Origin of the sequence: Pseudomonas sp. 2848 (genome assembly GCF_003253945.1) — a bacterium.
In the GTDB taxonomy this organism is placed as follows: Bacteria; Pseudomonadota; Gammaproteobacteria; order Pseudomonadales; family Pseudomonadaceae; genus Aquipseudomonas.
The window spans coordinates 187516-212603 of record NZ_QKZD01000001.1 but is presented as its reverse complement, the minus strand read 5'-3'; the positions used below and the strand labels follow the sequence as shown (position 1 = coordinate 212603).

The following is a 25088-nucleotide window of genomic DNA, read 5'->3' as shown; positions in this document are numbered from 1 at the left end:
TCTCCGGTTCAATAGCGGGGCATGGGTCGGTGTCGAATCGCGGGAAGTATAAGAGCCGCAGGCACAAAGGTCAGCTTTGCTACAATCGCGCATCACGAAAAGTCGAGGTGCACATGAGCGAGCCGATTCGTCTGACACAGTACAGCCACGGCGCTGGCTGTGGCTGCAAGATTTCTCCCAAGGTCCTGGATGTGATCCTCGCCGAGAGCGGCACCCAGGCGCTGGACCCGAACCTCTGGGTCGGCAACGCCTCGCGCGACGACGCTGCCGTCTACGCCCTGGATGACGAGCGTGGCGTGGTGTCGACCACCGACTTCTTCATGCCCATCGTCGACGACCCGTACGACTTCGGTCGCATCGCCGCCACCAACGCCATCAGCGACATCTACGCCATGGGCGGCGACCCGCTGATGGCCATCGCCATCCTCGGCTGGCCGATCAACCTATTGCCGCCGGAGGTCGCCCGCGAAGTGATCCGCGGTGGTCGCGCGGTCTGCGCAGAGGCAGGCATCCCACTGGCCGGTGGCCACTCCATCGACGCCCCGGAACCGATCTTCGGCCTGGCCGTGACCGGCGTGGTGAGCAAGCGCAACCTCAAGCGCAACGACACCGCCAGCGTCGGCTGCCGCCTGTACCTGACCAAGCCGCTGGGCATCGGCATCCTCACCACCGCCGAGAAGAAAGCCAAGCTGCGCGAACAGGACCAGGGCCTGGCCCGCGACTGGATGTGCACCCTCAACACACCGGGAAGTCGCTTCGGCAAGCTCGACGGCGTGCAGGCGATGACCGACGTCACCGGCTTCGGCCTGCTCGGCCACCTGGTCGAAGTCGCCGAGGGCAGCGGCCTCACCGCGCGCCTGCAATTCGCTGCGGTGCCGCGCCTGCCCAGCGTCGAACATTACCTGGCCGAGGGCTGCATCCCAGGCGGCACCTTGCGTAACTTCGACAGCTACGGCCACAAGATCGGCACACTGAGCGACGAGCAGAAGCACCTGCTGTGCGACCCGCAGACCAGCGGTGGCCTGCTGGTGGCAGTCAGCCCGCAGGGCGAGGCCGAATTCCTCGCCGTGGCACGGGAGCTCGGGCTCGAACTGGCGCCGATCGGCGAGCTGGTCGAGCGACAGAGCCACGCAGTCGAGGTGATCTGATGCGCCCCGACTGCACCGAGCTGAAACAGCTGTTCCTCGACGACGTGCCGATGATGGACATGCGCGCGCCGATCGAATTCACCAAGGGCGCTTTCCCCGGCGCCGTCAACCTGCCGCTGATGAACGACCAGGAGCGGCAGAAAGTCGGTACCTGCTACAAGCAGCAGGGTCAGGCCGCCGCCATTGCCTTGGGCCACCAGTTGGTCAACGGCGCGCTCAAAGAGCAGCGCCTGGAGGCCTGGGCGGCATTCACCCAGGCTCATCCCGACGGCTACCTCTACTGCTTCCGTGGCGGGTTGCGCTCACAGATCGTCCAGGGCTGGCTCAAGGAAGCCGGCATCCAGTATCCGAAGGTGGTGGGCGGCTACAAGGCCATGCGCACCTTGCTGCTGGAAACCACCCAGCAAGCGGTGCAGCACTGCCACTTCGTGCTGCTGGGCGGCCTGACCGGCACCGGCAAGACCGACGTGCTGCTCCAGCTGGACAACGTGCTGGACCTGGAAGGCCACGCCAACCACCGCGGCTCCAGCTTCGGCAAGCGCGCCACCGCGCAGCCGGCGCAGATCGACTTCGAGAATACGCTGGCCATCGACATCCTGAAGAAACGCGAGCGTGGCATCGACCAGTTCGTGCTCGAGGACGAAGGCCGCGTGGTCGGCAGCTGCGCGGTGCCGCTGGAGCTTTACCAGGGCATGCAACGCTATCCGCTGGTGTGGCTCGAAGACAGCTTCGCGCATCGCGTGGAACGCATCCTGCGCGATTACGTGATCAACCTGTGCGCCGAGTTCATCGCCGTGCACGGTGAAGAGGCCGGCGGCCCGCTGTTCGCCGAACGCATGCGCCAGAGCATGGCCAACATCTACAAGCGCCTGGGCGGCGAGCGCTTCCAGCGGCTGTCGGCGTTGCTCGACCAGGCGCTGGAGGAGCAGTTGCGCAGTGGTGACGTGAGCCTGCACCGAGGGTGGATCGAAGGGCTGCTCAAGGAATACTACGATCCGATGTACGCCTACCAGCGGGCGGCCAAGGCACAGCGGATCGAGTTCGCCGGAGACGGGGTGGAAGTGCGTGAGTACCTGAAGGCCCGGGCACTGCGTGAGCAACGCGGCGCCTGACTCGCAAGCCCGCTCCTACTCCCCTGTTGGAGCGGGCTTGCCTGCCCAACCAAAGGGGTCACTGTACTCCGCGTCAATGCTTGTACAACTTGAACTCACGATCTATCCAGATCACATGAAAAATCCGCCCACTGCGGTACCCCACCATCGCCACCAGGTCGAAAGCCCTGAACGCCAGCAGCCGAACATCTTCAGTGAGGAATGAAGGCAATACAGCCCTGATACTGCCGCGCGAAATCGTCTCCGTACCATAGCCATGGCGATCGAGCTGGCGGATCTCTCGCCACGTGCGCTGACTGATCTGACGCAAGCGCTCGAGCATCCTGGCGCGCTCTGCCTGCTGGCAGTCCTGAATGCACCAACCTGATTGCAGATACTCCAGTGAGAACACCGGGGGGCGCAGGTCCGACTCGTCAGACTCGCCAGCCATGTGGCGTGCCCTTACCTGATTTCCCTGGGCATCTCGCTCCTTGAGCCGCTTACGTACCATCGCTCAGTTCACCAGGTGATTCCTGAAATACCGTTGCATTTCGTCCCGGGGAATCTCCCGGCTGAAAGCGCCCTCCTGATAGTTGTCCCGCCAGGGGTCTTCTTCATGGGTCAGTTGACGGAGCTTCCACGCCGAATACTGCCCATAGACCTCGAAGACCTCCTTGATCAGGCGGGTCTGATCCCTGGAAAAGCAGGTCGGCTCGAACACTGCAGGCATCGGGACCGGGTTCGAGCCATGCTGGCTGAACCGACGGTAGAGGTCGGCCACGACCGGGCCATGCATCCAGGCCTCGATACGCTCTTCGAACAACGGGGCGCCCAGCAAGGCCAGGCTGAAGCCCTGCGCGTAGTAGACGAGCTTCTGCAGCTTCAGGTTCGAGATCTCACCCGTCTCGCCTTCCAGGGTGAGGAAGTAATTGGCGACATCGATGCTTTCAGGCATGTGCTCCTCCCTTGGTGAACGTGCTGTCCATGAGCTGTACAAAAATACAGCCATCAGCGTCGCGGCGATACCCTTCAGCCGACCAGTTCACCCGCCAATCTGTAAGCTGATGCTGCGCTACTGCCCCGGGCTGAGCACCCGTTCCAGCTCCGCCGCCCGGTCCTTGCTCATGTCCATTTCGCACATAGCGCCTTCGATGCGGTAGATGCTTCCGGTGCTCAACTTGCCGTGGAATGCGCAGTTGCCGTCGCGGTACTTCATCCAGGTGCGCTGGACTTCGCGCAGGTCCTTCTGCTGCTGGATGTCGAGCTTGGCCATGAGCTGCTTGTAGACCCGGTTCAGCCGGTCATCCTGCAACCGGGTTTCGGCCTGGATGCAGGCGCCCATTGCCAGCGTGCTGGAGGCTTTGTCCATGCACTGGGTGTAAGTAGGCGAATAGTCCTCGGCCTGGGCGCCGGCAACGATCAGCAGGGCGGCGGCGCCGACCAGGCAATGCTTGAACATGGGCTTTCCTTTTCGCAAATGAATGCGGCACAGCCTAGCACCCTGCTCCGCCTCCGTTCACGCACAGCGCCTGGATTTGCGCCCGCAGCCAGCGGTGCCCGGCATCGCCGTCGCGCCGCGAGTGCCAGGCCTGGGCGAAGGCGAACGGCGAGATCGCCAGGGGCGGCGCGAACTGGCGCAGGGCCGGGTCCAGGCGAGCACCAACGAGGCTGCGCCGGGCCACGGTGAGCACCAGGTCGGTCCCGGCAATCACACTTTGGGCCACGCCCCAATGCGGCAGGGTCAAGGCGATGCGCCGACGCGCGCCCAAGGTGGCCAGGGCCTGGTCGATCTCGTTGTCGATGCCGGGGCGCACCGCCACCAGCACATGGGGGCGCGCCAGCCACGGGTCCAGCGCCAGGCCGCCGCGGGGCGGCAGGCTGGCGCGGTCGGCCAGGCAGACGAAGGACTCCTCGAACAGCACCTGCTGGGTCATTTCTGTCGGCAACTCCGGAAACACACCCAGCGCCAGGTCCGCCTCGCCGTCGATCAACTGGCCGAGCATCGCCTCGCGGCTGCCCTGGGACACCACCAGGTCGATGCCCGGCGCTTCGCGTCGCAGCAGGCGCATCAACGCTGGCAACACCACACGGGCGCCATAGTCGGACATGGCCAGGCGAAAGGTACGCCGGGCCCGCGCCGGCTCGAAGCCCGGCGTGCCGAGCAATCCGTCGAGTTGCTGCAAAGCCTCATGCAACGGCGCGTGCAGAGCTTCGGCGCGGGCCGTCAGCTGCAGGCGACCACCGCGTCGCACCAGCAGCGGATCGGCGAAGATCTCGCGCAACTGCGCCAACGCATGGCTGACCGCCGGCTGGCTGCGGTGCAGGCGCAATGCCGCACGCGAGACATGCTGCTCGCTGAGCAGGGCGTGCAGGGACAGCAGTAGATTGAGGTCGATACGGCGCAAATCATCCATGCCACGAATACAGCCTGTGCAACGTTCGAATTTCCATCATTCAAATGCATAGCGAAGACTGACGCCAGTGTTTTCATCAGGAGTAGACACCATGCCCGCCAGCCTCTTCGCCGCCCTCCCCTTGCTCATCGCCCTGCTTGCCGGGGCCGCCGTGCCGTTTCAGGCGGGCAGCAACGCCGCGCTCGGACGCCTGCTCGGCCATCCGCTGTGGGCGGCCGGTGTTTCTTTGCTGGTCAGCCTGCTGATGCTGGTGCCGGCCCTGCTGCTGATGCGCGCGCCGCTGCCGCAGGTGCAGCAACTGGCCCATGCGCCCTGGTGGGCCTGGTTCGGCGGGGTCGCCGGGGTGCTGTACATCACCGCCGCGCTGGTGCTGACGCCGCGGCTAGGCGCGGCGGGGTTCATCGTCTGCGTGGTGGCCGGGCAGGTGCTGTCGTCGCTGCTGATCGACCAGTTCGGCCTGATGGGACTGCCGGAGCGGCCGGTTAACCTGTTGCGACTGGCGGGGGTGGGGATGATCGTGGTCGGGATGATCGTGGTGCAATGGGGGACGGCGCGGTAAGGCCATCACAAGCTTTGCGGCTGCTCCGGCGGCACGATCACCTTGTGCGGCTCGAAACGCAGCGACGGCATCTGCGTACCGGCATACAGCGCCACGCTGAGGGCAGCGATAAGCGCCACATCGAGCCAGCCCCAGCCCGGGACATCCGCTGCTGAACGCGCCTTCCAGCACCACCAGAGCTGCCCCATGCAAAACACCAGGATCGCCAGCAACCACAGGTAGAAGCCCGCGCCAAAACCGGTCACATCCTGGAAGGCGTAGCTCTGGTTGTCCGGCAAGCGGGTGATCGCGAAGCTGCTGGCCGCCAGATACAGCGCCAGCAGGCCGCACCCCAGCGCCAGGCGGCGGAACCGTCGGTGGGCAAGGATCGCCAACGCCAGCAGTGGGTTGGCGAACCACTGGTACAGGCCGAAGGCGATACCCCACGGGCCGTAAAGCAGCATCTGCAATGCCGGTACATGTCGCCCTGCGCCTGTCAGGGCACCATCGAAGGCCAGGCTCAGCAGGTACAGGGCGAGGCTTGTGGTCAGGTAGAAAGCGGGCAAGTCAGGCACCTGGTAAAAGCGGACGAGCTGCGACCTTAACCCAGCCTTTGCCGTCTTTCCAAACCCAAGGCGCGTCTCGCCCTCCGACAAAAAGGCGGCGCAGCCAATCTGGAGAGTTCAGCCTGCCTGTACCTGCTCCATTGGCTCGTCGGAACTGCGAATTTGTACCCCCAGGCTGGGCATCTTGGTCGCCACGTAGATCGTGCTCGTCAGCACCGCGATCAGCAGCACATCGAACCAGCGCCAGCGCGGCATATCCTGGGCCGTCTGCGCCTTGCGGCACCACCACCCCTGCCCCAGGCAGAACAGCAGGATTGCCAGTGTCCACAGGTAGTAGCCGGGGCCGAAACCGGTAAGCGGCAGGAAATCATAGCTGCGGTTGTCCGGCAGCCGCTCGATGCCCAGGCAACTGAGCGCCAGGCCCAGGGCGATCAGGCCAGCGCCAAGCGCCACCCGGCGAAAACGCCGGCGGGCGAGGATTGCCAGCCCCAACAACGGATTGGCAAACCACTGGTACAACCCGAAGGCAATGCCCCATGGGCCCATGAGCAGTATCTGCAACGCCGGCATATGCCCGTCGACGCCCATCAGCAGGCCATCGAAACACAGGCAAAGAAGGAACAGCACAAGGGTGAACATCACATAAAAAGCAGGCACGCGCAGGCTCCATCCAGCAGCGAAAGGCGCGACCATAGCGCAAGCGGGCGTCAGGCGACAGGCGGTTCGAGCAACAGACCGTAAAGCCCCGAGTCAGACAGCTCGCCGGCCACGCACCAGCGGGCGCGCAGGGTGCCCTCCAGGACAAAGCCCTGGCGCTCCAGGGTACGTGCCGAGCCCTGGTTGCGCGGGTCGATTTCCGCCTCCAGGCGGCGCAGGTGCAGGGTGTGGGCCAGGTAGTCGATGAAGCAGGTCAGCGCTTCGTCCATGTAGCCCCGGCCCTGGGCGGACTTGGCCAGGCAGTAGCCGACTTCGCCCCGGCGCGAGGCCTCTTCGAGGTTGAACAGCTGGACCATGCCGATCAGCTCGCCGTTGTCACGGCGGTACATGCCCAGCTTGAGCAACTGGCCGGCGGCATAAGCCTCACGGTCGGCAGCCAGGGCGCTCTCGGCCTCGGCCAGGGTCTGCCAGGGGGCGTGGTACCAGTAACGCATGACCTCGGGGTCGGCCATGATGGTCAGCCACTGCTGCGCGTCGCCATGACGCATGGGGCGCAACTGCAGGCGTGGGCTATCGAGGCACAGGTCGCTGGGGAAACTGCGGGGGTCGGGCACGCCGGGACTCCTGTCCGGTGGTGGGGAGGATGACAGTCTAGCGTCAGTGGATACCCGGACGCACGCGTGCGAGATAGGCCGAAAGGATTGGTGGATAACGAAAGTTATCCACTCATGCACTCAATAGCGCCTGCCTCGATGGGTCCACCAATATCTGAGACCCTGGCATCGGTAACATTGAATATCCCCCTGCGAAGCAGATTTCATAACCGGTGCCTGACCTAGCATTTCTACCAGGTGGCAGACATAAGGGACTATGTTACATGTAGGGACGTGCGGGCACAGTCAGGTTTACATACACCTGCGCGACGTAGGCAATCATTGAACCGCACTATCCTACTTGGAAACGGCCATGTCTATTGAAAAAAACACCCCCCAATCCCTGGAAAAACCTGAGATAGAAGAAGCGCCCAGCGGAAAGCTAAACTGGTACGACCTGAACGGAAAAAATTTTAATACTATCATTAGAGACCTACCCTCCGACGCCGTCGACAAAGAACTGAAACTGACATGGCTGGGCACCACCGCTGACGGAGATGAGCTAGATCCCGAATACAAAAAGCATCCCGTACAATGGCCTGATATCTTCAACGGTCTCAAGATTGAACTGGAAAATGACCTCGCAAAGGCTGTAGTGGGCGGGAGCGCAGTAATTGATTATGAAATCGCACCTGACCTCAAGTCCCCTTCACTGAACATCACTGTAATCGATGGTACACCTGTCACACCCGAACCAGAGCTCAAATCTCCTGAAGTCATAGAAGCCATTGATTCAGCATTGAGTCCTGATAGAGTGGGAGAAGATGGAGCAACGGTACTGATCAAGACAGTAGCGCCTATCGTGGAAGGTGATCAGATCTTACTTGCAATCATCGCAACCAATGGTGATGGAACACCGATTGAACTCGAACCACCAGCTGAAGCAGCGGGAGCACAACATACAGTGTTCAGTATTGCCAAGGGCCTGGTCGAAGCGATCGCCGGAGGCTCGCTAACACTCCGCTATACAGTAAACGGAGAAACCTCACCAACCTTGGAGTTAAGCGTCGATTATGGAATCATTCCTCCAAAACTTGAAGGTAAACTACCTCCACAGCCAGGCGCCCCCATCAAGATAATCGTGCCAAAATACACAGGCATGAACGGAGACAAGATAGCGATATCTATTGATCTACCACACCTGAGCTATCGTTCATCGCAAGAAGAAGCCAGCGAACTGGAAGACCAGACAGTTGAGATACCCTTTGGCATTTTCATATCCTCCCTGAGCACGACTGCAATCGTTCATTACCATGTCAGCCGCCAGATAGATGAGAACAATGAAAAGGCGTGGACCTCAATTCCACTGAGTGTACAGATAATTGGCCACGACATAACCATGGCACCGCCTGTCTACCTGTCATTCGCAGACATCGCCCCCAAGTATAATTTGTCCTACCATGGCATAGCTGTAGGCAGTATAGTTCAAGTCTATTGGCATGCAGAGGGCAGAGAGCTCAGGCAAGCAGAGCTCACAATTGATCATGATGGGGACTTTCACTATGTACCCATTCCCAGAGACTGGCTGACTTCGGATAAAAGTAGAACCGTCTGTGGTAATTTTTCCATTCTTCAGGATGATGGTACTTCAAGAAAGTTCTCGCCCGGCGTGGTTTTCCAGGCATAAATCAGGGTGCGCTTCATATCGTCAAATACACTCCACACGCGTTCTGGGCTTGCTGAAACGCCCCTGTCGACGGCTGACGCTGCGCCTCGACAAGGGCATCTTTCACTTGCTGCGATTCAGACCCAGTTCCATATCATCAATCAGCCCCTTGGCCAGCCCACTGAGAATCCGTGCGGCACTGCCGGCCATGAGATCCCCTTCCATTTCCGCTTCGGTGGTGAAATGCGCCACGCAGCCGAGCAGCACCGACAAGTCGCTGAAGGCGTGGTCGAACGGGATGCCGGGCTGGATACAGAAGATCTCGAGGCAGGTGGTCTTGCCTTGGGTCGGGCCGTGCTTGTGCTCGTCGCTCATACCGGCGCCCCCTTGGCCCGGGCGTGGCGGACCAGCGCGATGACCAGTTGCCCGAGGATCTCGACGCTGTCCATCATCACGTCAAGGCGCGCGTCGCGCTGGCAGACGGTGTAGGCGTGGACGGTGTCGCTGAGGGTGTGCATCAGCTTGTTGGCGTGGGCCATGGCTTCCTCGGGGTCGAGGTCGCTGATGATGGTGACGAAGGGGATTGGATAGGGTGGGTCGGGTACAAGTTTTTTCATGGTTACTCCTCGAAATTGAAATTCAGGAACAACCACCTCGATCCTTCTCACAGATTAGGGTGGCAGTCGTACGCATGGTGAGAAGCCCGTGTGTAACCATGAATCCACGGTCAGGCCAAAGCCTGCACGCGCACGACCGCCATTGACGAAATCGACATGGTTCACACAACGGGCTTCTCACACCCGGTCGCCAAATGTGACGACCCAGTGACGGTACCCCTGATGTATTTCCCGGCCAATTCAGAGCCTTCCGGCAGGCGCGTAGGATAGGTCCGAAGCGCTGACTGACTGAAGGATTTGGTTTCAATTTCGGAAAAATCTTACGCATGCAGAAACGTATCGCGGGGCAAGCCCGCCCCCACGAGACTTGATCGTGGGAGCGGGCTTGCCCCGCGATGGGCCACACGACGGCCCTGCAAGCTACCTCAGAACCCCATGCTGAAGCTCACCACCACGCCATGGTCGCGGTTCTCGCTGGACAGCTGCCCGGAGTAGCCGACCCCGAGCTTGCCGCTCGCGCCCACCGACAGGTCCACCCCGGCCTCGACCACCGCCGCGTCCTTGGCAATCGGCACACCCTCGGTGCTGAAACCGTCGCCGCCACCGATGAAGCGCAGATCGGCATCGGGCTTGTCGTCACCGAACGCATGGCGCCAGCCCACCGACAACCGCGGCGTGATGGTGCTGCCGTTGTCGAGCAGGATGCGCTTGCCAGCGCGCACGCCAAGGGTGGAGAAGGTCACATCCTGGTCGACCTTGCCCTCCAGCCGCCCTGCCCCGCCCTTCTCGTGGGCGGTGTCGCTGTCGTAGTTGACGTAGGCCAGCCCGGCGAACGGCTCCAGGGCAATGCCGCCGGCATCGATGGCGTAACCCACCTCACCGAACACCTGGGCGCTGCGCGCCTTGTACTTGGCCTCGAGGCGGTCGTCGTAGCTGCCCACGGTGACATCGCGCTTGGTGTCGATGTCGTGCCAGCTGTAGGCCACACCCAGGCGAGCAGCGAAGGCATCCAGCTGGTAGCCGAGGTAGGTGGTGAGGTGGTAGCTGTCCACCGTGGCGTCGGAGCGGCGACGGTGCGCGTCGATGCTCGAGCGGGTGTAGCCGGCGGCGGCGCCCACTTTCCACTCATCGTCCAGCGCACGGTCCACACCGAGCATGAAGCCCGACAGGTCGCGGTCGACGCTGGCATGGCTGCTGCTGCCGTCGTAGGTGCCCCAGCCGCCGATGGCGCGGATCCAGCCCACGGCCTGGCCCTGGCAGCCTTCGCTGGTCAGTTGCTGGTTGGCGGTCGGCGCCAGGGTGCGACGTGGGTCGTCCTGGTGGGTGCAGTCGGCCTGGCGCAGGCGGTCATTGACCGCGTCGCGGACGTAGCGCGAGTCCTCGATCAGCACGGTCGCGGTGCTGGCGTGGATCTCGCCGGACAGGCTGTCGAACGCCGCCTGGGCGCCCTGGCGGTCCAACGGCAGCAGGTTGTTGACCAGTTCGGCCGGCGCCCCGGCACTGGCCAGCGCGGTGGCCACGCCACGCTGGTTGCCAGTGGCGGCGACATCGGCGAAGGAGTTGCCGTTGCGGCTGACCGACAGGGTCACCTGGTTGGCACCGTAGTCCAGCGAGCTGTTGAGGAACGCCGAGTTGGCCAGGTTGGTGGTGGCGAAGGTGCCGTTTACCCCGCCCGCGGCGCTGACCACGGTGTACTGGCCGTTGCCACTGGCCAGGTTGGCGACCATCAGGCTGCCGCCGAGGTTGGCGGTGCCGCCCACATTCAGGTAGTTCACCGGCGAGGTACCGAGGTCGATCACCAAGGTGCCGGTGGCGCCGTTGGTGAAGTTGCCCGACACGTTGAGGTTGCCGGCAGGCCCTGGCAGCACGGTGCCGTTGTTGGTCAGCCCGGCGACGGTGCCGTTGCCGGTCAGCACGGCGCCGTTGGCCACCGTGACCTGGGCTGCGAGGTTGCTGCCCGGATTGGCGGCATCGCCTACCTGGAGCACGCCCTGGTTGACGTTGAAGGCGCCGCTGAATGGTTGGTTGCCGGTCAGCAGCAAGGTACCGCCGCCCTGTTTGGTGGTGGTGCCGGTACCGCTGAGAGTGCCGTTGAAGGTGCCATTGCTGCCTTGGGCGAAGACCAGGTTGGCGTTGTTGAGGATGCTGCCCTGCAGGCTGGTGGTGTTGCCGACCAGGGTACCGCCACTGACGGTGGTGCCACCGCTGTAGGTGTTGGCGCCCGAGAGGATCAGAGTGCCAGCGTCGAGTTTCTCGATGCCGCCGCTACCGACCAGCGGCACGCTGACGGTGGCGGTGCCGCCAGCGTTGACACGCACCGGCGCCAAGCTGCCATCGCTACCGTTGACCGGCGTCAGGCTACCCCCAGCACCCGGAACGACCTGATAGCCGTTGCTGAGGAACTGCAAGCCCTCGAACGACTGGTTGCCCACCACGGTGACGGTGCCCGGAGTACCGCCGAAGACCGCGTAGCCACCACTCCAACCTTCGTTGCTGGTGCCGCTGGCGTTGGTCCAACCGGTGTTCGGCCCCCAGGTACCACTGCCGCCGCCGATGCTGCCATCGGGGTTGGTCTTGCCGCCATTCCAGAACTGCAGCTCTTCGCCGTAGTTCTGCACCACCAGGTTGATCTGGTTGGCGATAGCGGTCTGCAGGCTCAGGTCACCCAGGACCACGCTGCCCGGAATGGCACCGAACACCAGGCCGTTGTCGGTGAGCGTGCCGCCGTAGCTGAACAGTTGGTAGACACCGGTGCCGAAGCCGCCGGCATCGGTGATGTTCAGCGTGCCGTCCAGCACCAGGTTGCCGTTGACCTTGACCACGGTGGTGGAGGCCGCCGGGGCGCCGAGGCTGAAGTCCAGGGCGCTACCCGACGCCAGGTCGAGGCTGCCGACGGTGAGCGGCGTGGCGCTCTGGCCGGCAGCCAGGGTGGCGCCATTGGCGATCTGCACGGCACCGCCGTAGGTACCGCTGCCGCCCAGGCGGGCGCCGGTGGCGACCTGCACGGTGGCACTGTCGAGGCGGCCATTGACCAGCAGGCTGCCGGCGTTAACCTGGGTCGCGCCGGTCAGGCCATTGATGCCGGTCAGCAACAGTTCGCCAGTGCCGTTCTTGGTCAGGGTGCCAGTACCGGTGAGGTTGCCGGTGTAGCTGCCATTGGCGTTCTGCTCGAAGGTCAGGGCTGCGTTGTTGAGGATCGCGCCTTGCAGGCTGGTGGTATTGCCCACCACGCCGCCTGCGTTGATCTGGGTGCCGCCGCTGTAGGTGTTGGCACCGTTCAGCGTCAACAGGCCAGCGCCATTCTTGATCAGCCCACCGGTACCGCTGACCACGCCGTTGAGGGTCAGGGCGTTGCTGCCGGCGATGGCCAGTGCACCGTTGAGCACGGCATTGTTGGCCAAGGTCACGGCGGTGTTGCTGTCCAGCGTGGTGCCGCCTGCGGCCGTCAGGGCGCCACTGCCCAGCGCGCTATCGTTGCCTAGCACCAGGGTGCCGCCGTTGAGGGCGGTACCGCCGCTGTAGCCATTGGCAGCGTTGAGCACCAGGGTGCCGCCGTCTTGCTTGGCGACGCTGCCGGTGCCGTTGAGGGCGACGTTGAGGGTGGCGGTGGCGCCGCTGTCGACCCGCAGGTTGGTGGTGCCGTTGCCCAGCAGTTCACCGGCCGTCCCCGCATTGAGCACATAGCCGTCGGTGACGAACTGCAGGCCGGTGATGCTGTGGCTGCCGTTCACGGTGACAGTGCCGGGGGCGCCCTGGAACACGGCGAAGGTATCGTTCCAGGTGCCGTTGAGCACGCCGTTGGCGTCGGTCCAGTTGGTGTTGGTGGCATCCCAGACGCCGCTGCCGCCCTCGATCACGCCGTTGGCCACGGTCTGGCTGCCGTCCCAGAACAACACGTTGCTGGCGCCACCGACCACCAGGTTGACCTGGTTGGCGACGGCGGTCTGCACCGTCAGGTCGGTGACCGGCACCGGCGTGGTACCAAAGCTCATGCCATTGTTGGTGAGGCTGCCGCCGTAGGCGAACAGGCGGTACACGCCGGCGCCGAAGCCGCCGATGTCTGTGACATTGAGGGTGCCACCCAGGGTCAAGTCGTTGGCCACGTTGACCAGTGGGGTGCCACCAGCCGACGGTGCCCCGAGCGAAGCGTTGAAGTTGGCGCCGCTGTCGAGCACCAGGTTGCCGGCGTTCAGGGTGCTGCCGCCGATGGCCGCCAGGTTGCCGCCGTTAGCCACGGTCACCGAACCACCGAGGCTGCCGACGCCGCTGAGGCTGGCGCCGCTGGCCACGTTGACCGTGCCGCTGGCCAGCGAGCCATCCACCTTCAGCCCGCCGCCCTGCACGTTGGTAGTGCCGGTGTGGCTGTTGGCGCTGTTCAGTGCCAGGGTGCCGCTGCCGAGTTTGTTCAGGGTGCCGCTGCCGCTGATGTTGCCGCCGAACACGCCGCCCTCGACCGTCAGGCTGTTGCCGGCGGCGATCTGGATCGCGCCGCTACCGCCGATTTCGCCCAGCGTGGTGTTGCCGTCGAGGTTGAGGCTGGCGCCACTGCTGACATTCAGCTCGCTCTGGGTGCCGAGGGCGGTGGTGCCGACGGTGCTCAGGCTGCCGGACAGGATATTGAGGATGCCGCTGAAGGTGTTGTTGCCCGACAGCGTCAGGTCAGCCAGGCCGCTCTTGTTCAGTTCACCGGCGCCGCTGAGCACGCCGGCCAGGTGCAGGTCATTGCTGCCCAGCACGTTGAGCACGCCGCTGACATTGACCGGATTGGCCAAGGTGACGGCACTGGCGCTGTCGAGGTTGGCGTTACCGGTGACGTCCAGGCCGCCGCTGCCAAGGGCGGCATCATTGCCAACCACCAAGGTGCCGGCCTGCAGCTCGGTACCACCGCTGTAGGTGTTGGCGCCCATCAGCGCGAAGCGGGCGAGGCCGGCCTTGAGCAGGCGGCCGCTGCCGCCGACGGTGCCGCCGAGGGTCAGGTCGTTGCTGCCCAGGATCGTCAGGTCACCGGTGGCATTGACGCTGTTGGCCAAGGTCACGACCTGGCTGCTGTCCAGGCTGGTGCCGGCCACGGTATTCAGGCTGCCGCTGCCCAGCGCGGTATTGGAACCCAGCACCAGGGTGCCGCCATTGAGCGCAGTGTTGCCGGCATAGGTGTTGTTGCCGGCCAGCGCCAGCCGGGCGCTGCCAGCCTTGACCAGGCCACCGGCGCCGCCGATGTTGCCGCCCAGCGTCAGGTCGTTGCTACCGGCGATGTTCAACGGCCCCGCCAGGGTGATGGCATTGCCCAGCGCGACCGAGGCGTTGCTGTCGAGGGTGGTACCCGCCGCAGTTTCAAGCGCACCGTTGCCCAGGGCCGTGTTGCTGCCGACGATCAAAGTGCCGCCACTGAGCACGGTACCGCCGCTGTAGCTGTTGTTGCCGTTGAGCACCAGGGTACCGCTGTCGAGCTTGTTGAGCTTGCCGACGCCGGTCAGGCCGATATCAAGGGTCGCCGTGGCACCCGGGTCGACCCGCACGCTGGTGTCGCCACTCGTGCCGTTGATCAGGTCGAGCACACCGGCGGTGCCGGCCAGCAGGCGGTAGCCATCGCTGACGAACTGCAGGCCGTTGACCGTCTGGCTGCCGTCGACGGTGACATCGCCGGCTGTACCCTGGAACACCGCGAAGGTGCTGCCCCAAGTGGTGTTGGTCAGGCCGTTGAGGTCAGTCCAGTTGGTATTGCCGGCATTCCACACGCCGACACCGCCGTCTACCTGACCGTTGGGCACGTTCTGGCTGCCATCCCAGAATTGGATATTGAGCCCCGCAGCGCTGACCAGCAGGTTGACCTGGTTGGCCAGGGCGGTCTGCAAGGTCACGTCGCCCAGGCCCACGCCCAGCGGCAGGCTGCCGAAGTCCAGGCCGTTGTCGGTGAGGGCGCCGGTGTAGTCGAAGACGCGGTACACCCCGTTGCCGAAGCCGCCGATGCTGCTGACATTGAGCGTGCCGTCGAGGGTCAGGTTGCCACCGACGTTGAACAGCGCGGTGGCGCCAGTGGACGGCGAGCCGAGGCCGATATCGACGATCGAACCGCTGTTGAGCACCAGGCTGCCGAGGCCCAGGGTCGCGCCGCTCTGCCCGGCCAGGTGGCCGCCGTTGTCGATCACCACCGAGGCATTGGCGGTGCCGCTGCCGGTAAGGGTCGCACCGCTGGCCACGGTCAGCAGGTTGCTGCCCAAGGTGCCGTCGACTTTCAAGGTGCCGGCGTTGACCTGGGTATTGTCGGCCAGGTTGCTGCTACCGGTCAGGGTCAGGGTACCGCTGCCGACCTTGGTCAGGCCGCCCAAGCCACTGAGGGCGCCAGCGAAGGTGCTGCTGAGGTTGTTGCCGCCCAGGCTCAGGACGCTGCCGACGCCAACATCGACCAGGCCACTGCCGGTCAGGCTGCCAAGGCTGGCATTGCCATTAAGGTTGAGCTGGCCGCTGGCGCCGACATTGAGGGTGTCGACGTTGGCCAGCACATCGCTACCGAGCGTGGTGAGGGAACCTGCCTGGATGTCGACGTTGCCGGTGAAGGTCTTGACGCCGACCAGGGTAAGGTCGTCGACACCGGTCTTGACCAGATTGCCGCTGCCGCCGAGGTCGCCGCTGAGGATCAGCGCATTTGCGGTTTCAACAGTCAGGTTGGCGCCGTTGCTCAGGGCTACGGTGTTGCCCAAAGCCATGGCCGAGCTGTTGGCCAGGGTGGCATCGGCGGTGACCGCCAGGGTGCCGGTGCCCAGTGCGCCGCTGCTGCCCAGGGTCAGGCGCCCGGCGTTGAGCTGGGTGCCGCCCTGGTAGCCGTTGTTGCCATTGAGGGTCAGGTTGCCGCTGCCGTTCTTGGTCAGGCCTGCCGTGCCGTTGATCACGCCGTTGAGGGTCAGGTCATTGCCGCCATCGACGGAAAGGCCAGCGTTGAGGGTGACGTTGTTGGCCAGGGTGGTGCTGGCGCCGCTGCTGAGGGACGAGGCCCCGGCGACGGTCAGGGCGCCCTGCCCCAGCGCGTTGTCGTTGCCGACCACCAGCCGGCCGGCACCGAGGGTGGTGCCGCCCAGGTAGCTGTTGGCGCCGTTGAGGACCAGGGTGCTGGTACCGGCCTTGTTCAGGCCGCCGACGCCATCCACCACGCCGGTGAGGGTCAGGTCGGCGCTGCCCGGCAGGTTGAGGGTGCCGCCCAGGTGCACGTTGTTGGCCAGGGTGACGCCCGCACCGCCGGCATCGAGGCTGGTGTTGGCGCCGGTGCTGAGGTCGCCGCTACCCAGCGCGGTGTTGCTGCCGACCACCAGGGAGCCGCCATTGAGGGTGGTGCCGCCGCTGTAGGTGTTGTTGCCGTTGAGGGTCAGGCTGGCGGCACCGTTCTTGACCAGGCCGTTGTTGCCGGAGACCACGCCATTGAGGGTCAGCGCCTGGCTGCCGCCGAGGGTCAGGTTGCCACCGGCGAGGTTGACGGCATTGGCCAGTACCAGCACCTGGCTGGCGTCGAGGCCGGCGGCGCCGTTGACGGTCAGGGCCCCGCTGCCCAACGCGCCGGCATTGCCCAGCAGCAGGCTGCCGGCCTGCAGCGAGGTGCCGCCGGCGTAGGTGTTGCTGCCATTGAGCACCAGCTGCCCGGCACCCAGCTTGTTCAGCGCCCCAGCACCGCTGATCACACCGTCAAGGGTCAGGGTCTGGGCATTGTTGATAGCCAATGTGGCAGCGGCGCCGAGGCCAATGGCATTGGCCAGTTGCAGCGCCCCGGTGGTGGCCAGGGTACTGTTGCCGGTCACCGACAGGCTACCCGTGCCCAGCGCGGTGTTGTTGCCCAGCGTCAGGGTGCCAGCGCCCAGCGTGGTGCTGCCTTGATAGGTGTTGGCAGCGCCGAGGGTCAGGTTGCCGGTACCGGTCTTGGTCAGGCCGCCGGTACCGCTGATCACGCCGTTCAATGTCAGGTCGTTGGTGCCGGTCAGGCCCAGGGTGTCGCTGAGCGTCACCTGGTTGGCCAGGGTCAAGGCACCCGTGGTGGCCAGGTTGCTGGCGCCGCCGACGACAAGGTTGCCGGTACCCAGGGCCTGGTTGTTGCCCAGGGTAAGCGTGCCGGCATTGAGGGTCACGCCGCCAATCAAGGTGTTGGCGCCACTGAGGGTGAGGTTGCCGGCGCCGTTCTTGGTCAGGCTGCCGGCCCCCGTGACCAGCCCGCCCAGGCCCAGGTCGTTGCTGCCGGCGATGGTGAGGTTGCCCCCCAGGTTGATGGTGTTGCCGATGTTGAGTGCCGAGGCGCTGTCCAGTGTGCTCCCGGCAGCCGCGTTGAGCTGGCCGAGGCCGAGGGCGCTGGCGCTGCCGAGCACCAGGGTGCCGGCATTGAGATTGGTGTTGCCCAGATGGCCATTGGTGCCGTTCAGGGTCAGGGTGCCGCTGCCGGTCTTGGTCAGGCCGCCGACGCCGCTGACGTTGCCGCCCAGGGTCAGGTTTTGCGCCCCGGCGACGGTCAGGTTGCCGGCCAGGTTGACCTGGTTGGCCAGGGTGACGTTGGCATTGCTGCTGAGGGTGGTGCCGCTGGCTGCGTTCAGGGCACCCGTGCCCAGCGCAGTGTTGCTGCCTACCGCAAGGGTGCCACCGTTCAGGCTGGTAATGCCCTGCTGGCTGTTGCTGCCGTTGAGGGTGAGCGTACCGGCACCAGCCTTGATCAGGTCACCGGTGCCGCTGAGCGCGCCGTTGAGGGTGAGGTCGTTGCTCCCCGGCAGGGTGAGGTTGGCGTTCAGGGCGACGGTGTTGCCAAGCGCCAGGTTACCGGTGGCGTCCAGGCTTGAGGCGCCGGTAACGGTCAGGCCCCCAGTGCCCAGCGCCTGGGCGTTGCCCAGGGTCAGGGTACCGGCACCCAGGCTGGTGCCGCCGCTGTAGGTGTTGGCATTGCCCAGGGTCAGGTTGGCACCGCCGTTCTTGTTCAGGCTGCCAATCCCCGAGACCACGCCGGACAGGCCCAGATCGGCGGAACCGGCGACAGTCAGGGCACCGCTGAGGCTGAAGGCGTTGCCGAGGGTGACAGCTGTATTGCTGTCCAGGATAGTGCCGTTGGCGGTGCTGACCGTGCCTGTACCGAAGGCAGTGTTGTTGCCGACCACCACCGTGCCGCCATTGAACAGGGTGCCGCCGGTATAGCTGTTGGCCCCATTGAGCACCAGCGTGCCGCTGTCGAGCTTGGCCAGTTGGCCGCTGCCAGAGAGGCCAACGTTGAGGGTCGCGGTGACGCCCGGATCGACGCGCAAGGCAAAGGCGCCGTTGCTGCCGTTGACCAGGTCCAGGCCACCGGCGCCGATCAGGCGATAGCCGTTGGTGACGAACTGCAGGCCGGTGGCGGCCTGGGTGCCGACCACGGTGACATCGCCCGCGGTGCCCTGGAAGACCGCGAAGTCGCTGGCCCAACTGCCATTGAGCACGCCGTTGACATCAGTCCAGTTGGTGTTCCCCCCGTTCCACGTACCGGTCCCGCCGTCGATCACGCCATTGGGCACGCTCTGCGCCCCATCCCAGAACTGCACGGTGCCGGTGGCGCCGCCGACCAGCAGGTTGACCTGACTGCCGATGGATGTCTGCACCTGTAGGTCGCCGGGCAACACGACACCCGGCACGTTGCCGATCAGCAGGCCGTTGTCCACCAACCCGCCCGTGTAGTCGAACAGCCGATAGATACCGGTGCCGAAGCCGCCTAGGTCGGTGACGTTAAGGGTACCGTCCAGGGTCAGATTGCCATTGACGCTGACCACTGCGGTGCCGCCGGTGGCCGGCGATGCCAGGCCAAAGTCGAGGATCGAACCGCTGTGCAGGGTCAGCGCACCAGTGCTGAGGGTCGCGCCGCTGTTGGCCAGCAGGTGCGCGCCGTTGGCAATGTCGACTGCGCCCAGCAGGCTGCCGGTACCACCGAGGCTGGCGCCGCTGTTGACCTGCACGCTGGGGCTGGCCAGCGAGCCCGTGACGTTGAGCAGGCCGGCATTGACCGTGGTATTGCCGCCGAGCACGTTGACGCCGGACAGTTCGAAGCTGCCAGTACCGGTCTTGATCAGCCCGCCACTGCCCGCCAGGGCACCACTGAACACACTGTTGAGGTTGTTGCCGCCCAGGGTCAGGTCCCCGCCGCCGGCGATGTTCACCGTGCCGGCCCCGCTCAGGCCACCGATGGTGGCGCTGGCACCGAGATTGAGGCTGGTGCCGGCGCCGACGCTGACCGCCGAGGTATTGCCCAGGGCCGTGTTGCCGACCGTGGTGATGCTGCCGCCAAGCAGGTCGATGGCGCCGCTGAACGTGTTGTTGCCGCTGAGTGTCAGGCCGGAAACGCCGTTCTTGATCAACCCGCCGGTGCCACTGAGCACACCGCCCAGGGTCAGGTTGTTGCTGCCGCCCAGGGTCAGGTTGGCGCCGAGGTTAACGTCGTTGCCCAGGGTCATCGCCACGCTGTTGGCCAGCGTCGAGGCGCCGCCGACGTTCAATGCGCCGGTGCCCAGCGCCGCAGCGTTGGCCAAGGTCAGGGTGCCGGCATTGAGGTTCAGGCCACCGCTGAAGGTGTTTGCGCCGCTCAGGGTCAGATTGCTGCTGCCGTTCTTGGTCAAGGCCCCGGCACCGCTGATCACACCGCCCAAGGTCGTGGTGTTGCTGCCTGGCAGGGTCAGGGTGGCGCCGTTGCCAAGGGCGATGGCGTTGCCGAGGTTGAGGGTAGCGCTGGAGTCGAGGCTGGCATTGCCACCCACGCTCAAGGCGCCGCCGCCGATGGCGTTGTTGTTGCCCAGGATCAGAGTGCCGGCATTGAGGGTGGTGCCGCCATTGTAGGTGTTGTTGCCGTTGAGGGTCAGCACGGCGCTGCCGTTCTTGACCAGTGCACCGCTGCCGCTGATAAGGCCGCCGAGGTTGGTGGCGTTGCTGCCCAGCACGGTCAGGGTGTTGCCACCCAGGCTGATGCCGTTGGTCACGGCGACGGCGGTACTGGCGTCGAGATTGGCGTTGCCGCCCACGGTCAGGGCGCCGATGCCCAGCGCGGTGTTGCTGCCCAGGGTCAGGGTGCCGGCATTGAGCTGGGTACCGTTGGTGTAGAGGTTGTTGCCGCTCAGGGTCAGGTTGGCGGTGCCGTTCTTGACCAGCGAACCGATGCCGCTGACCACGCCGCTCAGGCCCAGGTCGGCGCTGCCATCGATGGTCAACGGGCCGGCGATGTTCACGTCGTTGGCCAGGCTTACCGCCGTATTGGCATCCAGGTGGGTACCGGCCAGGGTATTGAGGGTACCGGTGCCCAACGCAGTGTTGCTGCCGACCACCAGCGTACCGGCGTTCAGGCGGGTGATGCCGCTGTTGCTGTTGTTGCCGGTCAGGGTCAGGGTGGTGCCGCCATTCTTGGTGATGCCGCCGGCACCGGCGATGACGCCGCTCAGGGTCAAATCGTTGCTGCCGGGCAGGATGAAGTTGCCCGCCAGGTTGAGCGCGTTGCCAAGGTTCAGCCCGGCCACACTGGTGTCCAGCGTGGTGTTGTTGGCGGCGTTGAGCGCGCCGGTGCCCAGTGCCGTGTTGCTGCCGACCACCAGGGTGCCGGCGTTGAGGGTGGTGGCGCCGCTGTGGGTGTTGTTGCCGCTCAGGGTCAGGGTGGCGCTGCCGTTCTTGACCAGGCCGCCAGTGCCGCTGAGGGTGCCGGCCAGGGTGAGGTTGCTGGTGGTCGGCAGGGTCAGGTCGGCACCGAGGTTGACGGCGTTGTTCAGGGTCATCGCCGTCGAGTTGGCGAGGGTCGATGCGCCACCGACCGTCAACGCGCCGGTTCCCAACGCGGCGGCGCTGGCCAGGGTCAAGGTACCGGCATTGAGGGTGAGGCCGCCGCTGAAGGTGTTGGCGCCGCTCAGGGTCAGGTTGGTGGCGCCGTTCTTGACCAGTGCGCCGGTGCCGCTGATCACCCCGCCCAAGGTGGTGGTGTTGCTGCCTGGCAGGGTCAGGGTGTTGCCGGCGAGGTTGATGGCATTGCCCAGGTTCAAGGTGCCGCTGCCGTCGAGGCTGGCATTGCCGCCCAGGGTCAGGCCGCCAGTGCCCAGGGCATTGCTGTTGCCCAGGGTCAGCAGCCCGGCGTTCAGGGTGGTGCCGCCGCTGAAGGTGTTGTTGCCATTGAGCGTAAGGCCGGCACTGCCGCTCTTGACCAGGGCGCCGGTGCCGCTGATCTGCCCGGTCAGGGTGGTGGCGTTGCTGCCCAGCACGGTCAGGGTGTTGCCACCCAAGCTGATGCTGTTGGTCGCCGAGACGGCGGTACTGGTGTCCAGGTTGGCGTTGCCGCCCAAGCTCAGGCTGCCGATGCCCAGTGCGGTGTTGCTGCCGAGAACCAAGGTACCGGCATTGAGCTGGGTGCCGTTGGTGAAGGTGTTGCTGCCACTGAGGGTAAGGCTGGCGTTGCCGTTCTTGACCAGCGAACCGATGCCGCTGATCACGCCGCTCAGCCCGAGGTTGGCAGTGCCGTCGATGGTCAGGGGGCCGGCGGCAATGACGTCGTTGGCCAGGCTGACCGCGGTGCTGGCGTCCAGGTGAGTCCCCACGGCGGTGTTGAGGATGCCGGTACCCAACGCCGTGTTGCTGCCGACCACCAGGGTGCCGCCATTGAGGAAGGTGGAGCCGCTGTGGGTGTTGGCGCCGGTCAAGGTCAGGGTGGTATTGCCGGCCTTGCTCAGGCCACCACTGCCGGCGATGACGCCACTCAAGGTCAGGTCGTTGCTGCCGGGCAGGTTGAGGTTGCCGGCCAGGTTCAGGCCGTTGCCGATGTTCAGCCCGGCGACGCTGGTGTCGAGGGTGGTGTTGGCCGCGGCGTTGAGCACGCCGGTGCCTAGCGCGGTGTTACTGCCCAACACCAGGGTGCCTGCGTTGAGCGCGGTGGCGCCGCTGTGGGTGTTGTTGCCGCTGAGGGTCAGGCTGGCGCTGCCGTTCTTGACCAGGCCACCGGTACCGCTGAGGGTCCCGGCCAGGTTGAGGTTGTTGGCGCCTGTCAGGGTCAGGTTGCCGCCCAGGTTGACGGCGTTACCCAAGGTCATCGCTGCGGTGTTGGCCAGCGTCGATGCGCCGCCCACGGTCAGGGCGCCGGTACCGAGCGCCGTGGCGCTGGCCAGGGTCAGGGTGCCGGCGTTAAGGGTGAGACCACCGCTGAAGGTGTTGGCGCCACCCAGGGTCAGGTTGGTGCTGCCGTTCTTGACCAGCGCGCCGGTGCCACTGATCACACCGCCCAGGGTGGTTGCGCTGGTACCAGGCAAGGTCAGGGTGTTGCCGGCCAGGTCGATGGCGTTGCCGAGGTTCACCGCCACGCCGGCATCCAGGCTGGCATTACCGCCCAAGGTGAGGCCGCCGGTGCCCAGGGCGTTGTTGTTGCCAACGGTGAGGACACCGCTGTTGAGGGTCGTGCCGCCGCTGAAGGTGTTGCTGCCGTTGAGGGTCAACCCGGCGCTGCCGTTCTTGACCAGCGCACCGGTGCCGCTGATCACGCCGCCCAGCGTAGTGCTGCTGGTGCCCAGCAGGTTCAGGGTATTGGCGCCAAGGTTGACAGCGTTGCCCAGGCTCACGGCGGTGCTGGCGTCCAGGCTGGCGTTGCCGCCGAGGGTAAGGGCGCCGGTGCCCAGGGCGTTGCTGTTGCCGACGGTGAGCTTGCCGGTATTGAGGGTGAGGCCGCCACTGAAGGTGTTATTGCCGTTCAGCGCCAGGTCCCCTGCCCCGCTCTTGACCAGCGCACCGGTACCGCTGATCACGCCACCCAGGGTGGTGGCGCTGGTGCCGAGCAGGTTCAGGGTGTTGGCGCCAAGGCTGATGGCGTTGCCCAGGCTTACCGCGCTGCTGGCATCGAGGCTGGCGTTGCCACCCAGGGTCAGCGCGCCAGTGCCAAGCGCACTGCTGTTGCCGACGGTAAGCTTGCCACCCGCCAGGCTGGTACCGCCGCTGTAGGTATTTACGCCATTGAGGGTGAGGTCAGCGGCGCCCGCCTTGGCCAGCGCACCGGTGCCGCTGATGATGCCACCCAAGGTGGTGGCATTCGTGCCTGCGAGGGTGAGCGTGCCTGCGCTCAAGTCAATCGCGTTGCCCAGGTTGAGCGCCGAGGCACTGTCCAGGATGCTGCTGGCGGTCACCGTCAGGGCGCCGCTGCCCAACGCCGTGTCGCTACCCAAGGTAAGCGTTCCGCCGCCCAGGGAGGTGCCGCCACTGAAGGTATTGAGGCCATTGAGCGTCAGGCTGCCGGTGCCGCTCTTGACCAGCGAGCCGGTGCCGCTGAGTACGCCGCCAAGGGTCAGTGCGTTGCTGCCGGGCAGGGTCAAGGCCGCGTTCAGCGCCACCGCATTGTTCAACACCAGCGGCACGCTGCCTTGCAGGCTGCCGGCGCCACTGACGGTCAGCCCGCCGCTGCCGAGTGCCGTGGCGCTGGTCAGGTTGAGGCCGCCAGCGGCCAGGGTGGTACCGCCACTGTAGGTGTTGCTGGCGCCAAGGGTGAGCAGCCCGGCACCGGTCTTGGTCAAGCCGCCGACACCCGAGACCACGCCGTTGAGGGCCATGTCGGTGGCGCCACCCACGTTCAGGCCGGCATTCAAGGTCAGCGCGTTGTTCAGGCCCAGGCCTGCCACCGTGCCCGCGAGACCACCGCCGTTCACCGTGATGCCACCGGTGCCGAAGGCGCTGGCGTTGTCGAAGTTGAGCAAGCCACCGTTGAGGGTGGTCTGGGTGGTGCCGTTGAGCAATTGCCCGATCAGCGACCAGGTACCGCTGTCGACGATCAGGCGGTTGAAGTTGATGTAGTTCGAGGCGTTGATGGTGCCGCTGCCCGTGGTGCCGCTGCCGCCGCCGATGGCGTTCTGCAACGCCAGGGTGTTGGTGCCGCCAGCACCGCCGTCGACCACGCCAGCAGGCGCGAAGCCCAGGTTGGGGTTACTGGTGACCAACAGCGACACACCGACACCCGCCCCCGCGCTGAGGCTGGAGCCGGTGATGGCGTTGAAGCGGTTGGTACTGCCCGCGCCCATGGACAGGCTGCCGGTCAGGCTCCCGGCGTTGGTGAAGGTGTTGCCGGCTGCCGACGCCTGAAATGCCGTGCGACCGAGCACGGTGCCGGTGTTGGTGAAGTTTACCGACCCGCCCCCGCTCACGGCGATGACCGGGGTGTCCTCGCTCAGGATCGTCAAGCTAGCCAACGCCGAGGAGCCGATGCTGCCGGCGTTACTGATGGTGGTGACGCCACCGGCAGCGTTACGCACGTCCAGGGCCATGCCAGTGAGGTTCAACAGGCTGGCGCCGAGGACGGCGCCGGTACCGCGAATTACACCCGTGGCATTGTTGGTGATGTTGATGGTACTGGCAGTGCTGGTGTTGCCGATCACGGCGCCGGTGGACTGGATGCTCAGGATCCCCAGCAACGACGGGTTGACGGTACCGGAGTTGTTCAACGTGATGTTGTTGCCGGTAAGCGACAGCGCGGTGCCGCCCACGCCCAAAAGCACGCCCAGCGAGGCACCGGTGTTGACGTTGACGGTAAGGCCGCTGCCACTGTTGGAATAGCTCGGCGCGAGCGGGTTGGCCGCGCCGCTGCAGGTCACCGTGGAACCGGCCAGGCTGCAGGCGGCCAGCGCCTGTTCACCGTGCAGACCAAAGGCCATGGCCGTCACGGCCAGGCTGACGGCCAGCGACAGTTGGGAGAAACGGGCGGGCGAACGGGGGGCGGCGCGACTGTCCACGGAGAGCTCCTTCGTGGATCAGGCGATTCAGTCCTTGAAAGCGTGCACAGCGGGTTGGGCAAGAGCAGTGACACACGCGACGGCCGAA

Annotated in this window: 14 protein-coding genes; 4 read left to right on the top strand and 10 right to left on the bottom strand. The window is 65.3% G+C overall.

Going from position 1 to position 25088, the window contains the following annotated elements:
- Positions 1 to 113 precede the first annotated feature (113 nt).
- Together selD and mnmH are read left to right on the top strand one after the other, a co-directional pair.
- Complete coding sequence (selD, locus tag DFS21_RS00980) at positions 114 to 1148, top strand: selenide, water dikinase SelD (RefSeq protein WP_110700523.1); 1035 nt, start codon at positions 114 to 116, stop codon at positions 1146 to 1148.
- On the top strand, positions 1148 to 2260 hold the full coding sequence (gene mnmH / locus DFS21_RS00975) for a tRNA 2-selenouridine(34) synthase MnmH (RefSeq protein WP_111531706.1): 1113 nt from the start codon (positions 1148 to 1150) through the stop codon (positions 2258 to 2260). The genes selD and mnmH overlap by 1 nt, the downstream gene beginning before the upstream one ends.
- 73 nt (positions 2261 to 2333) lie before the next feature.
- Here mnmH and DFS21_RS00970 read toward each other — a convergent pair whose 3' ends face one another.
- The 4 genes from DFS21_RS00970 to DFS21_RS00955 form a co-directional block, all read right to left on the bottom strand.
- Entirely contained in the window at positions 2334 to 2690 is a 357-nt protein-coding gene (locus DFS21_RS00970; protein ID WP_146603125.1) for a hypothetical protein, read from the bottom strand.
- A 63-nt stretch (positions 2691 to 2753) separates the two neighbouring features.
- On the bottom strand, positions 2754 to 3194 hold the full coding sequence (locus tag DFS21_RS00965) for a Panacea domain-containing protein (protein WP_110700527.1): 441 nt from the start codon (positions 3192 to 3194) through the stop codon (positions 2754 to 2756).
- A gap of 117 nt (positions 3195 to 3311) precedes the next feature.
- Positions 3312 to 3698 (bottom strand): lysozyme inhibitor LprI family protein, encoded by a 387-nt coding sequence (locus tag DFS21_RS00960; RefSeq protein ID WP_111531705.1) that lies wholly within the window; start codon positions 3696 to 3698, stop codon positions 3312 to 3314.
- A gap of 34 nt (positions 3699 to 3732) precedes the next feature.
- On the bottom strand, positions 3733 to 4653 hold the full coding sequence (locus DFS21_RS00955) for a LysR family transcriptional regulator (protein WP_111531704.1): 921 nt from the start codon (positions 4651 to 4653) through the stop codon (positions 3733 to 3735).
- A gap of 91 nt (positions 4654 to 4744) precedes the next feature.
- Between DFS21_RS00955 and DFS21_RS00950 the strand changes: the two genes are divergently transcribed.
- The gene (locus DFS21_RS00950; RefSeq protein ID WP_110700533.1) at positions 4745 to 5212 is read left to right on the top strand and encodes a DMT family transporter; all 468 of its coding nucleotides are present in this window, start codon (positions 4745 to 4747) and stop codon (positions 5210 to 5212) included.
- Positions 5213 to 5217: 5 nt separating this feature from the next.
- Here the strand turns inward: DFS21_RS00950 and DFS21_RS00945 are convergent, their stop codons facing one another.
- The 3 genes from DFS21_RS00945 to DFS21_RS00935 form a co-directional block, all read right to left on the bottom strand.
- Positions 5218 to 5757, bottom strand: coding sequence for a hypothetical protein (locus DFS21_RS00945; RefSeq protein ID WP_110700535.1), 540 nt, complete (start codon positions 5755 to 5757; stop codon positions 5218 to 5220).
- A 117-nt stretch (positions 5758 to 5874) separates the two neighbouring features.
- A complete protein-coding gene (locus DFS21_RS00940; RefSeq protein ID WP_110700537.1) occupies positions 5875 to 6414 on the bottom strand; it encodes a hypothetical protein in 540 nt (179 codons plus the stop codon).
- A gap of 50 nt (positions 6415 to 6464) precedes the next feature.
- Positions 6465 to 7028, bottom strand: coding sequence for a GNAT family N-acetyltransferase (locus tag DFS21_RS00935; RefSeq protein ID WP_110700539.1), 564 nt, complete (start codon positions 7026 to 7028; stop codon positions 6465 to 6467).
- Positions 7029 to 7380: 352 nt separating this feature from the next.
- Between DFS21_RS00935 and DFS21_RS26405 the strand changes: the two genes are divergently transcribed.
- The gene (locus DFS21_RS26405; protein WP_146603124.1) at positions 7381 to 8694 is read left to right on the top strand and encodes a hypothetical protein; all 1314 of its coding nucleotides are present in this window, start codon (positions 7381 to 7383) and stop codon (positions 8692 to 8694) included.
- Positions 8695 to 8796: 102 nt separating this feature from the next.
- Here DFS21_RS26405 and DFS21_RS00930 read toward each other — a convergent pair whose 3' ends face one another.
- From DFS21_RS00930 to DFS21_RS00920, 3 genes are all read right to left on the bottom strand, one after another.
- Positions 8797 to 9048, bottom strand: coding sequence for a DUF3077 domain-containing protein (locus DFS21_RS00930; protein ID WP_110700541.1), 252 nt, complete (start codon positions 9046 to 9048; stop codon positions 8797 to 8799).
- Positions 9045 to 9290 (bottom strand): hypothetical protein, encoded by a 246-nt coding sequence (locus DFS21_RS00925; RefSeq protein ID WP_110700543.1) that lies wholly within the window; start codon positions 9288 to 9290, stop codon positions 9045 to 9047. Before DFS21_RS00925 ends, DFS21_RS00930 begins: the two co-directional genes overlap by 4 nt.
- A gap of 425 nt (positions 9291 to 9715) precedes the next feature.
- A complete protein-coding gene (locus DFS21_RS00920) occupies positions 9716 to 25000 on the bottom strand; it encodes an autotransporter-associated beta strand repeat-containing protein (protein WP_256591209.1) in 15285 nt (5094 codons plus the stop codon).
- Positions 25001 to 25088: the final 88 nt, after the last annotated feature.

Coding starts and splice junctions, on each gene's coding strand:
- selD (WP_110700523.1), top strand. CDS start 114: ATGAGCGAGCCGATTCGTCTGACACAGTACAGCCACGGCGCTGGCTGT.
- mnmH (WP_111531706.1), top strand. CDS start 1,148: ATGCGCCCCGACTGCACCGAGCTGAAACAGCTGTTCCTCGACGACGTG.
- DFS21_RS00970 (WP_146603125.1), bottom strand. CDS start 2,690: ATGGCTGGCGAGTCTGACGAGTCGGACCTGCGCCCCCCGGTGTTCTCA.
- DFS21_RS00965 (WP_110700527.1), bottom strand. CDS start 3,194: ATGCCTGAAAGCATCGATGTCGCCAATTACTTCCTCACCCTGGAAGGC.
- DFS21_RS00960 (WP_111531705.1), bottom strand. CDS start 3,698: ATGTTCAAGCATTGCCTGGTCGGCGCCGCCGCCCTGCTGATCGTTGCC.
- DFS21_RS00955 (WP_111531704.1), bottom strand. CDS start 4,653: ATGGATGATTTGCGCCGTATCGACCTCAATCTACTGCTGTCCCTGCAC.
- DFS21_RS00950 (WP_110700533.1), top strand. CDS start 4,745: ATGCCCGCCAGCCTCTTCGCCGCCCTCCCCTTGCTCATCGCCCTGCTT.
- DFS21_RS26405 (WP_146603124.1), top strand. CDS start 7,381: ATGTCTATTGAAAAAAACACCCCCCAATCCCTGGAAAAACCTGAGATA.
- DFS21_RS00930 (WP_110700541.1), bottom strand. CDS start 9,048: ATGAGCGACGAGCACAAGCACGGCCCGACCCAAGGCAAGACCACCTGC.
- DFS21_RS00925 (WP_110700543.1), bottom strand. CDS start 9,290: ATGAAAAAACTTGTACCCGACCCACCCTATCCAATCCCCTTCGTCACC.